Below are 12,947 nucleotides of genomic sequence, written 5' to 3'. Positions count from 1 at the left end.
AAGGAGCTTTTATGAACCGTGTATATCTGGTCGTTTCCGAACATATGGAAGCGACTCTCAAGGAACTTGAAGATGGAATTGCCGCTGCCGGCCTTACCTGCGCGACCTACGAACTGAACGTGAACGGTGCCGCTGCCGCCGCCCAGATCAAGTCGGGCAATACGGCAGTGCTCATGGAGACGATCGCCGCCGACTTCCTGATGCACGACTTTTCCGCCGTTGACGCTATTGCCGTTACCGGAGCCCAGGGCATGAGCGCCGTGGTCGCCCAGAAGTTCAACGAGGCTCTCGCCACCGCTCTCGACGCGAAAATCTATTGTGACAGCGACGATGCCGACCTGTTCTGCCCCAAGCGCCTGCTCAAGTGCCCCAAGTGCCTCGCGAAGGACCTCGCCGAGCCCGCCGCCGAAAGGAAGACCAGCCAGGCCATGTTCCGCGCCGGCCTCCTCCTCAAGGCCTCCAAGGTCAAGAAGCGCATCGTGCTCCCCGAAGGTTCCGAACCGCGTACCGTTCAGGCCGCGAAGCTCGTAATCGACCGCAAGATTGCGGTGCCGGTGCTCATCGGCAAGAAGGACGAAATCTTCGCCGTCGCGAAGGAACAGGGTGTCGCCCTCCCGGCTGACATCGAAATCATCGAACCCTCTGCCGAACTTGCCGAAAAGTACGTGCCGACGCTCGTGGAACTCCGCAAGTCGAAGGGCATGACCGAAGACCAGGCCCGCGCCGCTCTCGCCGACAACGTGATGCTCGGTACCATGATGCTCAAGCTTGGCGAAGTCGATGGCCTCGTTTCTGGCGCCATCCACTCTACCGCCGATACGCTGCGCCCGGCCCTGCAGGTCATCAAGTGCGCTCCGGGCGTGAAGTCCGTGAGCTCCGTGTTCTTCATGTGCATGCCCGGCCAGACCTACATTTACGGCGACTGCGCCATCAACCTGAACCCGACCGCCGAGGAACTCGCGGGTATCGCCATGCAGTGCGACGACACCGCCAAGGCCTTCGGCCTCCCGAGCCGTGTCGCGATGCTCAGCTACAGCACCATGAACAGCGGAAAGGGCCCCGATGCCGACCTCGTGCGCGAAGCCACCAAGATCGTGAAGGAAGCGCGCCCCGAGATGCTCGTGGATGGCCCGCTCCAGTACGATGCCGCCACTACCCCGAGCGTGGGCTCCCTCAAGGCCCCGGGAAGCACTGTCGCAGGCAAGGCAACCGTTTTCGTGTTCCCGAGCCTCTCCGCGGGCAATATCGGCTACAAGGCCGTGCAGCGCAGCGCCCAGGGCACCATCGCCATCGGCCCGATGCTCCAGGGCTTGGCCAAGCCGGTGAACGACCTCAGCCGCGGCGCCCTCGTGGAAGACATCGTCTACACGATTGCCCTCACCGCAGTTCAGGCTGGGTAAGATACCGCGTCAAATCATAGCAAATGTCACCCTGGAATGCGAAGCATGATAGGGTCCATGAAAAAAGACGGGCATAAAAGCCCGCCTTTTTTTATGCGTCACACCCGTCACACCGCCGCCCCGTAGGGGCAAGTTCCTGGTTAATAGAAATACGGGTCCCGAGATGTTTCTCGAGACCTTATTTGCTAGGAACTAGTAACTTGGAACTAGGAACTATTTCTTATCCAACTTCGCGTTGATCTTCTTTTTCAGTTCTTTCAGCTGCCAGCGGCCGCGCTTGTCTTCCATGAAGAAGTTGGTGCGTATCCCGCGTGAAAGCCCGCGTTCAATCAGGTCGAGGGCGTCCGCGTAACGCTTCTGGTCGAACCGCAGTTCCGCCAAGAAGAAGTAGTTGTAGAGGTCTTTCGGGTCCTGCTGCAGTGCCTGAGTCAGGTACTGGTCCGCGAGGTTCTTGTCGGGCCATGTGAGGATCAGGGGCACGTAGGGGAGCAACTGGTGCGCGCGCCCGAGCACTTGCCAGTCTTCGGTCTGGGTGGCGACGTCACGCACCTTGTTCGCGACGCCGTCCTTCACCGCCTGCAGCGGGTTCTTGTCGGCGCCCCACATCGAGACCGCGGTCGCGTAGATGTGCGAAATGACCTTGTTTTTCGGAAACTTCGTGTAGGCGGCTTCGGTGATATTCTTCAGGGAATCGAGCTTCTTCGAGCGCATGCTCTTTTCGAAGGGCACGAAGCGGAACGAAAAATAGAGGCTCTTTACGTAACCTTCGGTGGCTTCCTCTTCGACCGCGGCGTCGGCGATAGCCTTCTTGTAGGCCTCGATCATGAGGGCGGCGTTGTGCGCGTCGGCCTTGTCGCCCTTGGCGCGCTCGGCGCGGGCGGTGTAGCACGAATCGGCAAAGCGCAGGTCTTCGTTGGCGAAAACCGCGCATGCGGCAATCAGGGCCGCTCCGAGTATCCTTGATGCAATTCCCATTGTTCCGTTACACTTTCCAGGACTGGAGAAACCTGTTGACGTGCGCAATCCGTTCCTTTTCTTCGTCCTTGCCGTGGAACGTCTTGAACAGCAGATTGCGGTACTCCATCATGGCGGTACGGATGAGTATCTTGTCTTCTTTTTTCAGCATATCCTAATAATACAAAATTTTTGTTTTTTAATTTATTTGTTACCCTTGCCCTTGCCTGCAAAATAATCCTGCTGGCGGGTGGCGCCGAGGACGGCGTGCCAGAGCGTTCCGTTCGGGTCGATCTTTTTGCGCTCGTTCACGGCGTATTCTATAGGCACGTGGCTGAACTGTTCGTTCATGCTGCCCACCACCATGTCCGTCTTGCCGGCCATGCCCGCGTGTACGGCGCTTTCGGCGAGCTGGAAGCAGAAGATGGCGTCGGTGCCCTTCGCGGGGATGCTGCGCACCATGTAGCTCGGGTCGAAGTACTTGATGTTCACTTCCTTGCCGACCTTGTCGAAGTGCTCCTTGATCTTTTCGGTGAGGAATTCGCCGATGTCGTTCTTCAGGATGTTCCCGCTAGCGTCGCGGCGTTCTTCCTGGTCTTTGAAGAGTTCCTGTCCGGCGCCTTCGGCGACGGCGATCACGGCGTGCGTCTTGCCGCTGCCGTAACGGCTTTCAAGCGCCTTGAAGAGGCCTTCCAGCGTGAAGGGGACTTCGGGAATAAGGCAGAAGTTCACCACCGTGGTGGCGAGTGCCGCGTAGGCGGCAATAAAGCCGGAATCGCGGCCCATGAGCTTCACGAGGCCGAGCCCGTTGAAAGCTCCGTTCGCCTCGTTGTGGGCGCTCGTAATCACGTCGGTCGCGGAGAGCACCGCGGTCTCGAAACCGAAGGTGCGGTCGATGAGGTTCAAGTCGTTGTCGATGGTTTTCGGGATGCCGATGACCGAGATGGGCTGTCTGCGCTTCTTGACTTCCTCGGCAATCGCGTGGGCGCCGCGGAGCGTGCCGTCACCGCCGATGCAGAACAGCACGTTGATATTGAGGCGCATGAGGGTGTCGACCATGATGGAAGGGTCCTGCATGCCGCGGGAGCTTCCGAGAATGGTGCCGCCGTCTTCCTGGATGGAGTCGACCACGTCGGGGTTCAGCGTGATGGGAGAGTATCCGTACGACGGGTTGAGTCCGCGGTAGCCGTAGGGGATGCCGAAGATGTTCCTTACGCCGTAGTCGAACCACAGCACCTGAACGAGGCCCTTGATGACGTTGTTGAGGCCGGGGCAGAGGCCGCCGCAGGTTACGACGCCCGCACGTGTCCATGCCGGGTCGTGGAATATGGTTTCGCGCGGGCCCGCCGCTTCGAGCGAGGGGACTGCGATGCCCTTCTTGTAAAATTCATGAATGCGATTTACATCAGTGGTGAGGCTTATCCGGTCTTCGTCGGATACGAACCGCATGCCCTTCATGGGCGATTTCAGCGTTCCCTTCCCGACAGTCTCGATGGAAAGGTCGTATTGTTCCGGGTTCTGGAGGATATCTTCCTGCGTCATGTTTGGTCCTTCGAAAAGTCGTGCAGCGGCTAGTGCGCTGCCGTACCCTAAAATATAAAATTTGTGATTGCAGGACTAAATGGTCTGCGGCGGGAAATGGATTTTTGTGCGCAGGCCCGGTCCGGCGTTTTCGATTTCGATACGCATGTTCGAAAGCGCGCAGAGCTTTTTCACCATCGAAAGCCCGATGCCCGTTCCCTTCGTGGTGCGGGTCATCTCGTTTTCCACGCGGTAGAATTCCTGGAACACCTTCTTCATTTCGGAAGGCGGAATGCCCGGGCCGTAGTCGCGAACGGCGAGGTACACGTGGTCGACATCGATCTTGAGCTCGATGATGATCATCTTGTAGTCCGCGTTCTTCGAGAACTTGAGCGAGTTGTCCACCAGGTTCGTGAGAATCTGCATCACCGCGTCGCGGTCCATCATCAGCTGCACCTTGTCGATATCGGTGTCGCACGATACCGTGAGCGAGAATCCGTGGTCCTCGATGTTCTTGGTGTACATGGTGACGAAGTCGTCGAGCACGGCCTTCGGGCGGTCTTTCCGGATGTTTGCCACCCAGCGGTTGCCGTCGAGCTTGGAGAGGTCCAGCACGTTCTGGATGAGGCGCGTGAGTCGGTCGCTCTCGCTTGCAATCTGGTCGAAGCTCCTCATGCGTTTCGCGTCGTCCATCTTGGCGTAGCTGCTCTGCAGGATTTCTGCGCGCATCTTGATGGTGGTGAGCGGTGTCTTGAGCTCGTGACTTACGGCCGATATGAAGTCCTGGCGCTTCTGGGCCAGGTTGAGCTGGCTTTGCGTGAGTCGGTAGATGGAAATGAGGCCGCCCCCGAGAAGCAGGAACATGATGCTGCCGATAAGGAACAGCAGTTGTCCGTTGGTAACGATTTGCCCCTTGCTGTTCCCGATTTTCTGCACAGACTTGTCGACGAATATTTCCATCGTGATGTTGTTCAGCGGCTCGGTGAGGTCTTCTTCGAATACCTTGATGGCGTCGCGCGTGTCGATGCCGAACGCGATGATGGTCCCGCTCCTGTCGTTGAATCTCAGGGCGAGGTGATTGTCCTTGTCGGTGTAGTCGCTTATTTCCAGGTCGACGATGCTCTTGAGGTATTCCCGCAGGTCGACGACGAATCCCTGCACGAAGTTCTCTTCGCCGCGCAGCACGTTCCTGTAGAACACGATGTACTGCCTGTTCAGTTCGGCCTGGAACGATTCGATAGCGATGTCCATCGTGCCTACGTAGGGGAATATCCTGTATAGGCCCGAGGTGTCCATCTTGGCGGATTCCACGTTGAACGCGAACTGCTCCTGTTCGGAGGTCCTTTCGACGCGGAGGCGCTTCTTGCGTTTCTTTGTCTTGGAAAGGTCGAGTTCGTTGGCCAGCTGGTCAAGAGCGTTGGAACTCTTGCCGGTATCCAGCGCGGAGGATGTCCCCCTGTTCTTGATGCCCATGTCGCGTACGATGAACTTGAGCTTGTTCTGGAACGATTCGCGGATTTCCTTGTTCTCGAGCTGCACCTGGCCGAGCGCGCCCGCCGGCAGGTACGGGGTGCTGAACACGCCGTCCGGGTCTATCTGGAAATGTCCGACAAGCCCCGCGTACTGGCTGCAGTAGTCGATTTTCGTGGAATCGCTGTTGCACGAGGTTACGGGGAAGTTCAGCGCAAGGTCGGAGTACGTGGGCTGTTCGCCGGCCGAAATGGTCTTCGCGACCTTGATGAAGCGATACTCCATAAACGACCTCTTGTTCTCTATCGAGAGGTCGTCCTTGATGCGGTTGTTCGCCATCTTCAGCACCTGCGTCGCATGCATTGCCCATTCCGCCTTGGCGTCGTCCTGCATGCGCAGGTACGAGTCATAAAGCAGCCAGGCGACTGGCAGCGCGATTACGACGAAGATTGCCGTATAGAAGAGAACTAGCCGTTTCTTTACGCGGTTTTTGAGCATTCGGGACTAGAACGCATCTGGTAGCCTTCGCCACGGAAGGTGACGAGCAGCTTCGGGTGCGAGGGATCGTCTTCGATTTTCTTGCGCAACTTGGTGATGTGGATGTCCACGGTGCGGGTATCCACGGATTCTGCGTTTTCGTAGCCCCAGACTTCGCGGAGGAGTTCGGAACGCGGAACGGCGTGGTCGCGGTTGTTCCACAGGTATTCGAGGATTTCGATTTCCTTGCGGGTGAACGCGAGTTCTTCCTTGCCGCGCGTGCCCGAGTATTCGCGGAAATTCACGCGGAGGTTGCCGGCAGCGAGCTTGCCTTCGTTTTCGAGGGACTGGCGGCTACGGCGCAGCACCGCCTCGATGCGTGCGAGCAGCATGGGGACGGAGAAGGGCTTCGGGATGTAGTCGTCGGCGCCGAACTTGAGGCCGTTGATGATGTCTTCGTCGGAATTCTTTGCCGAGAGGATGATGATGGGGAGGCTCCTGTCCTTTTCGCGGATCTTGTCGCAGACTTCGAAGCCGTTCATGCCGGGGAGCATGACGTCGAGGAGGACAAGCCCGTACTGGTTGGAGAGGGCCTCGGAAAGGCCGCTTTCACCGTCGGCGACGTGCTTTACATGGTAACCGTTAAGTTCGCATAGGTCTACGAGACCTTCCGCGATTGCAATTTCGTCTTCTACAATGAGGATGCTTGTGCTGCTGGTATTGTTAAGAGACATCTTTTCTATTCCTTGACTCCTGGATAACTCCTGTTAAAGTGCGAAGCCCACGCCGATTTCTGCAGCCATGCGACCCGGATCGACTTCTTCGGGGTAATCACCGAGGAAGTAGTACTTGAAGTTCGCATATGCGGCAATCGGGATGATGGGAAGCTTTGCGCGCACGCCCACGAGAAGGTGGAAGCCGATGCTCTGGTTGAGGCCTTCGTCGATGGCTGCTTCTTGGATATTTTCAACTAATGCATCTTCGATTCTGCCGCTGACGTCTGTTACCTTGCTCGGGTCGTTGAGGAGGGCGGTAGGGTCTTTCAGAAGTTGGGCCTGCGATTCGGCAAGCAGCGTGGCGTAGGTGTCGCCCACGACCTTCTTGGTGAACTTCTGGTTCAGAATGAAGGTGTTCATGTAATAGGTGACGCCACCGCCGATGTAGGGGCGGAAGATGGGGATAAACGTGATGGGGTAGGTAATGGAGATGTCTCCGTTCATCTGGACGTATTTCGGGTTGGCCTTGCCGAAGGGGGTTCCGCCCATTTCAACTTCGAGGTCGACCTGCTTGTATGTGCCTTCGCCGCCCTTGATGGCCACGGACGAGTCCACGTAGAACAGAGACGCGTCGTAGGAGCCGAACTGGAGGTTGAATGTCGCTTCTACGTCGATTTTGGGGAGGAAGTCAATCCACAGCTTGACACCGAGGCCGTGCATCGTTTCGTCGAAGCCGCCATGCCACATTTGGACCATTTTGTCTTCCGTGACATCGACCTTGTTTGCTTCCTTGTCTGCACCGAGACCGGTCATTTTGGTCCCGAAATTGGGGGCATAATGCACGCCGACGCCGATAATGGCAAACGACTGTGAGGCAAGGAGGGCGCTCGCAGCGAGTAAAACTTTGAAGTTCATATAGACTCCTATGTTAACTTTTACCCTTGAAACTAGATAAAAATTTTCAAAAAAGGATGCGCCGTAATACGAAAAAGTCACGAAAAGGGAACTTTTTATGCAATTGTATGACAATTCGTCCGGAAAAATTGGCCTTTATCGGCTCGGTGTAAACTTTTTTGTAACAAGGCCCTGAAAAAATATATATTATGAAAGTTTAAATGGGTTCGGCGTAGCGGAACCCGACGTGCTGCTTGATTGAGGGAAGATTTATGCGAAAATTGGCAATATTGAGTGTCTTTTTGGGCTTGATGACAAGCCTATCTTTCGCAGGTTCACCCGCAGATACACGCAGCAAATCATCGGAAGCATTTGATGAACTCGCAGCCGCCACTGCGCCGAGGCAGGTGCAGAGGGGTGTCGTGAGGACCCAGCCGGTCACGATGCGGGCGAATCCCGGCGCTCCCACGATCTTGGTGGTACCCGCCCAGAAGACCAAGGGCAAGAGCGATTTGCAGGCTTTCCAGAGCAATCCGAACAACCGCATGGCTACCGAGGCCATCAACAATTTCCTCACCCAGCGCCAGTACGAGGTGAAGTCCCTCGAAGGGCAGGAGGCCCTTGACGAGGTCGTGCAGATGCAGCAGGACATCGCCGAGAGCGAAGAAGACCTCTCGTACCTCGCGAGCCTTGCGCTAGGTGCCGATATCTACATCAAGTTCTCCGCCTCTATCGAGAGAGGCATCGTGCTTATCGAACTGAGCGCCTATGAGGCGGCGACCGCGCGCCTTCTCGGCAGCCAGACCAGCCAGGCGGCTGCAAGCGGGGCATCCAAGGGCGAAATCGCCGAGGCTGTGCATGCGGCGGCTAGCCGTGCCATGCCGGGGCTCGAGAAGAAAATCAAGGGCTACTGGGAAATGGACCGCAAGAACGGCAGCCAGTACAAGGTCGTCATGAAGCTCCATGGCGATTTCGACGAACAGCGCGTCGAGGATATCCAGGACGATGTAACCCAGCTTCTGAAGAAGGCGTTCAAGCGCGTGAGCGTGAACGTGATGACCGCGAAGACTATCGACGTGACCGTGTTCGCGGATGTGGCGAAGTTCGGCGACGCGCAGGAAGTCTACAGTTACATCCGTCGCGGGATGAAGGGTTCGGTGAACGTGAAGAAGTTGAACATCACGAAGAAACTGATCCTTCTCGAAATGAAGTGATATGGACATCAAAAAGTTCGCCTTTCTGCTGCTATCATTTTCCGTAGCTGCCTTTGCGGGCAAGGTGATTACTTATACGGCGTCGTCCGAGGTGTCGCAGGAACAGGCGAACAATACCGCCATCGCGGGTGTCGCGAAACAGATTTCATCGAATGTGGTCGTCGACGACAGGCTGAACACGACGGATGTCGCATCCGCCGGCAAGGAAACCATTTCGCAGTCGTATACATCGAAAAAGAAGGTCACGTCTGACGTGAACGTCAAGTGGATTTCGGTGCGGCCGCTCCCGAAGGAGGGCAAGCGCTTCCGTGCGACGGCGACGCTCGACGTGGACGAGATGACGGGCAATATCCGCCTGCAGATGTCCGACATCAGGAAGCGCGTCGCGAAGTACGAGGCCGACGCCCGCAAGGCGCTCGACGGTTCCCGCTATGACGAGGCGGTGCGCAACTATGGCGAGGCGATTTCGCTGCTGCGGCCCTATGACGAACTGAAGGCGGAACTTGCCGAGGTTTTCACGCTCGACGAGTCGTTCAACCTGAAGCACGACCTCGGCGGCCTCAAGTCGCTTATCGTATCGAAACTCGGAAACATCAGGTTCGATTCTTCGCCCGCAGATATTGTCGTCGAAAGCGACCTCGTGAAGGATTTCGCGGTTACGGTGCGCGATGCCAGGGGGCCCGTCGCGGACTTCCCGCTGAAGGCCGTACAGGATGGCAAGAGGCTCGATATGCGCCGCACGCGCGGCGACGGGACTGCTGTGTTCACCCTGCAGGGGGCCAATACCTCTCCGGGAACGCAGACGGTGTTGTTCTTGCCCGATTTCCCGACGGACATCCTGAGGGAGGCGGGCCTGGAAAAGGGATTCACCGCGGTTTACGACGTGAAGCGGGCGGCATGCAATGTGCGCCTCGATTGCAAGGGGAACGCCGATGCCTGCATGGCGTTTGAAAGTGAACTTGCGAAGAGCGCGATATACGTCGGGAAGGATGCGCGCTATCCGCAGCTGAAGGCCGAAATCGTCTCGACCCCGAAGGCTTCGCTCGGCAAGCTGGTGTCTTTCGACATGTCGGTTGCGGTGAGCGGTGACCGCGTGAAGTTCTCGAAACCCACGAAGGGCGTGGGGAAGAGCGAGGCCGAGGCCATGGGCAACGGGATCGCGAAACTCAAGCTGAAAGACTTGCGCGAACAGGTTGCGCGCGTTTGCGCAGAGTAAACCTTAAACTATCACAGACACCCGAATGTCACCCTGAGGACGCTCAGGGTCGGAATGTATATATCAGATCCTGACCTTCGTCAGGATGACTGCATGGGCGGAAGGTTTATATCTGATACCGGGTTTCCTCGGCATGACGGCGGGGGCGGAATAAAAGAAAGGCCTCCCGCGACGGGAAGCCTTTCGTTTGCAAATTCAGCTGAAGATTACTTTTTCTTCTTGCCGGAGGTAGCGTCGAGTTCGATCTTGACGGTTTCTTCGCCCTTCACGGTCACGAGCATTTCGGCGGACTTGCGGTTGGAGCATTCGGCACGCACCAGGTGGTCACCGGCATCCAGGTTGTGGATGGTGAGCGCTGCGCCGTCGGTCTTGTCGGAGTTTTCACCGTCGACGTAGATGATGCACTTGCCCGGCTTGGTGGTCACTTCGATGTGGCCCTTCGGAATCTTGGTACCGTAGTCGAAGGTGTTGCGCTTGTCGTTGCCCGGCCAAACATTCACGCGCTGGTTCACCAGTTCGTAACCCTGGTCGATGACGATAAGGGTCTGGCGACCGGACTTGACCTGCATGTTCTCGATGGGGCTCTTGCCGAGCAGTTCGCCGCCGAGGTACACCTCGCTGTTAGGCGGATTGGTGATGATGGTGACCGTTGCGGGCTTGTTGCGCGGAGGTGGATCGTCGTCTGCGACAGCTGCAGAGACAAGGAAAGCCACCAAAAGGGCGAAAATATACAGTTTCTTCATGGATTACTCCTTTTGTTTGTATATAAAATATAAAGTTTTTAGGGAATTTACTTTTTTTTTGTGCAAAAGTTTGGATACTTATAGAAACTTGCAGCAAAAAAGAGTTGCCGACAACCAAGGACTAATTACTATTTTCTCAAATATGAAAGCCCTTTACCAGAAAATTCGCGCCTTGAACGGCAAAAATTACGGCCTTTACAAGTCCCTCGCCGACAAACCATGGGATTTTGGTGACTTTGTGCTGGAATTCATCCATGTGCAGGGCGATCCGTTCGCGCCTCCTTCGAGAGTGGTCATCAGGGCGGGCCTTTCGACATTGGGCTATGCCTCGGAATGGGGCTCGAGTTACGAGCGCAGGCTGGCGCTGAGCGATTTCCTGTTGCGCCGCTTGAGCCGTTTGGTGCAGGAACGTTACCCGGACAAGGACGCCGCCATCGTGTTCGACGTGGCTGGACCCGAGATGCTGGTGCGGAATTCCCTCTGGATAGACAACGGCGAACTCCGCGCGTGCCTGCAGGTGCGGCTCCCGGGCGATGGCCGCAAGATTCAGGCGGAAGCTGCGGCTGAAATCCTCACGATGGTCATGCCCGACCTGGTATCGGCGGGTTTGTACTGCAGCAAGGCGGACGAGCCCGCGATGCAGGACCATTACCGCGTGCTTGCAGAACGCAAGGAGATTCTTGCGGAAATGGAAAGGCGCGGACTGTGCGCGTTCGTTCCCGACGGGGCGGTGCTTCCGCGTGCATCGGGCCTGAGCGAGATGCCGCTCGAGGGTGCGGTGCCGTTTGTCGCGCCCGAGGAGATGGCGGTGACGTTGAATGCCTGCGGGCGAGAAATCCGCGGCATGGGAATCCCGAAGGGAATCTCGGTAATTACAGGTGGAGCCTTCCACGGAAAGTCCACCCTGTTGCAGGCCTTGACGCGGGCGGTATACCCGCATGTGCCGGGCGACGGTCGTGAAGGTATAGTCGTGGATGAGACGGCGCTCCGTGTGGGCGTGGAGGACGGGCGCAGCGTGCGCGGGACCGACCTTTCGATGTTCGTGCGCGATTTGCCGGGTGGCGTCAGTACCAAGGACTTCAATACGCTTTCGGCTTCGGGTTCCACGAGCGAGGCCGCGAACCTGCTCGAGGCGATGGAGGCGGGTTCCCGTACGTTCTTCATCGATGAAGATTCCTCCGCGGTGAACTTCCTTATCCGCGACGTGCGCGTGCGCAAGCTCCTGGGCGACGAGCGCGAACCGCTTATCCCGCTGACTGACCGCATTCGCGAGCTCGCTTCTGCGGGCATGAACTTCATTCTTGTCGCGGGTGCCTGCGGTGACTATCTCGATATTGCAGACAACATAATTGTCATGGCGAATTACAGGGCGGAATGTGCCAAGTTCGTGGAGCCGTCCAAGAGTGCCGAAGGTGCGGCCGCATCTGCCGAAGCAGGAAAAACAAGTGCGCGCCTGTTCGCGGCCTACATGCAGCCCTTGCAAAAGTCCGTGCGCCCGACGTCTGCCGTGGAACGCCAGGTGAAGGTGAAGCTTGCGGGCGACACCCTGTTGCAAATAGGGTTCCTCGTTGCCGATACGTCGCGCCTTAATACGCTTGTCGATAGGCAGCAGCGATTCGGCGCGGGCTTCCTGCTGCTGAACTTGTTGCAGAATGCTGCGAGCAATACAGATGCGGGCGCGGACGCTTCCGTGGCCGAGACTATCCAAAGGCTGCACGAAAAAATCCAGAACGTCGGCTTCCGCAATCTGCCGCAGGGCATGAGCCGCGAGATGAGCCTGCCCCGCGCAGTCGATATCGCGTGCGTGGCATTCAGGCTGCGGCAGGCGAAATAATCATTTCGAATTTTCTTGAAACAGTGGACGGTTTATCCGTCCATTTCTTTTATCTGCGGCTCTGCGGTTTATGTTTGTTAATTTGTCCTAAATTGTTTGATACGGGCATGCGCCGGCCTTCGCGGCTTGCATTCCATATATGTCGCTTTCGAATATGGTGCTTTAGTCTATCCAGGCGTTGTCGCTATATAAAGGCACGGCTCTTTGCTTTATTATTGGCTGTATGTCGTTTTCATTATATGAAAAGTCGCTTTTGTAGTCGTCGTTGCGTGTTATTGAGGCGAATTAGGTGCAAAATGGAGGTGCTGTAATGGTTTTTCACCTCTTCATGATGCAAGAAATGCTTTTTTCGGGATCTTGATTCGGGTCAAAAAGAAAAAAGACGGGAAAATTTCGCCGAAAAGACTTTTTTAGACGTCGAATCTGGAATGCTCCAAAAAATAATTGTTAATAGATTGTTGATAAAGTGTAGCGGATGCTGGTTAAGACCCGTTTTTTCAAAAAAAAT

12 protein-coding genes are annotated in these 12,947 nt (G+C 56.6%); 4 read left to right on the top strand and 8 right to left on the bottom strand.

The genetic code is table 11. From position 1 onward, the window contains the following. The first annotated feature begins 11 nt into the window (after positions 1-11). Positions 12-1,400, top strand: a complete 1,389-nt coding sequence (gene pta / locus IK012_RS03775) for a phosphate acetyltransferase (RefSeq protein ID WP_290950714.1) — start codon at positions 12-14, stop codon at positions 1,398-1,400. 213 nt (positions 1,401-1,613) lie between these two features. Here the strand turns inward: pta and IK012_RS03770 are convergent, their stop codons facing one another. The 7 genes from IK012_RS03770 to IK012_RS03740 form a co-directional block, all read right to left on the bottom strand. After that, positions 1,614-2,375 carry a hypothetical protein gene (locus IK012_RS03770; RefSeq protein WP_290950711.1) on the bottom strand — a complete coding sequence of 254 codons (762 nt, stop codon included), beginning with the start codon at positions 2,373-2,375 and terminating at the stop codon, positions 1,614-1,616. Between the two features lie 7 nt (positions 2,376-2,382). After that, the gene (locus IK012_RS03765) at positions 2,383-2,526 is read right to left on the bottom strand and encodes a hypothetical protein (RefSeq protein WP_173380208.1); all 144 of its coding nucleotides are present in this window, start codon (positions 2,524-2,526) and stop codon (positions 2,383-2,385) included. Positions 2,527-2,558: 32 nt separating this feature from the next. Continuing rightward, on the bottom strand, positions 2,559-3,896 hold the full coding sequence (locus tag IK012_RS03760) for an ATP-dependent 6-phosphofructokinase (protein ID WP_290950705.1): 1,338 nt from the start codon (positions 3,894-3,896) through the stop codon (positions 2,559-2,561). Between the two features lie 75 nt (positions 3,897-3,971). Beyond that, positions 3,972-5,843 carry a cell wall metabolism sensor histidine kinase WalK gene (locus IK012_RS03755; RefSeq protein WP_290950702.1) on the bottom strand — a complete coding sequence of 624 codons (1,872 nt, stop codon included), beginning with the start codon at positions 5,841-5,843 and terminating at the stop codon, positions 3,972-3,974. After that, entirely contained in the window at positions 5,825-6,556 is a 732-nt protein-coding gene (locus IK012_RS03750) for a response regulator transcription factor (RefSeq protein ID WP_173343700.1), read from the bottom strand. Before IK012_RS03750 ends, IK012_RS03755 begins: the two co-directional genes overlap by 19 nt. Positions 6,557-6,589: 33 nt before the next feature. Further along, positions 6,590-7,453, bottom strand: a complete 864-nt coding sequence (locus IK012_RS03745; RefSeq protein WP_290950697.1) for a hypothetical protein — start codon at positions 7,451-7,453, stop codon at positions 6,590-6,592. Positions 7,454-7,649: 196 nt separating this feature from the next. Further along, the gene (locus IK012_RS03740) at positions 7,650-7,931 is read right to left on the bottom strand and encodes a hypothetical protein (protein WP_290950693.1); all 282 of its coding nucleotides are present in this window, start codon (positions 7,929-7,931) and stop codon (positions 7,650-7,652) included. Between IK012_RS03740 and IK012_RS03735 the strand changes: the two genes are divergently transcribed. Then, entirely contained in the window at positions 7,909-8,646 is a 738-nt protein-coding gene (locus IK012_RS03735) for a DUF6175 family protein (protein ID WP_290950754.1), read from the top strand. The genes IK012_RS03740 and IK012_RS03735 overlap by 23 nt on opposite strands. A gap of 1 nt (position 8,647) precedes the next feature. Continuing rightward, positions 8,648-9,862, top strand: coding sequence for a hypothetical protein (locus tag IK012_RS03730; protein ID WP_290950690.1), 1,215 nt, complete (start codon positions 8,648-8,650; stop codon positions 9,860-9,862). 206 nt (positions 9,863-10,068) lie between these two features. Here the strand turns inward: IK012_RS03730 and IK012_RS03725 are convergent, their stop codons facing one another. Next, positions 10,069-10,605 carry a PEGA domain-containing protein gene (locus tag IK012_RS03725; RefSeq protein WP_088638988.1) on the bottom strand — a complete coding sequence of 179 codons (537 nt, stop codon included), beginning with the start codon at positions 10,603-10,605 and terminating at the stop codon, positions 10,069-10,071. A 142-nt stretch (positions 10,606-10,747) separates the two neighbouring features. Between IK012_RS03725 and IK012_RS03720 the strand changes: the two genes are divergently transcribed. Then, a complete protein-coding gene (locus IK012_RS03720) occupies positions 10,748-12,439 on the top strand; it encodes an ABC-ATPase domain-containing protein (RefSeq protein ID WP_290950686.1) in 1,692 nt (563 codons plus the stop codon). Positions 12,440-12,947 lie beyond the last annotated feature (508 nt).

Source organism: Fibrobacter sp., assembly GCF_017551775.1.
Classification (GTDB): Bacteria; Fibrobacterota; Fibrobacteria; order Fibrobacterales; family Fibrobacteraceae; genus Fibrobacter.
Note: the sequence above shows the minus strand (reverse complement) of the source record. Positions and strands in the feature narration are given on the sequence as shown.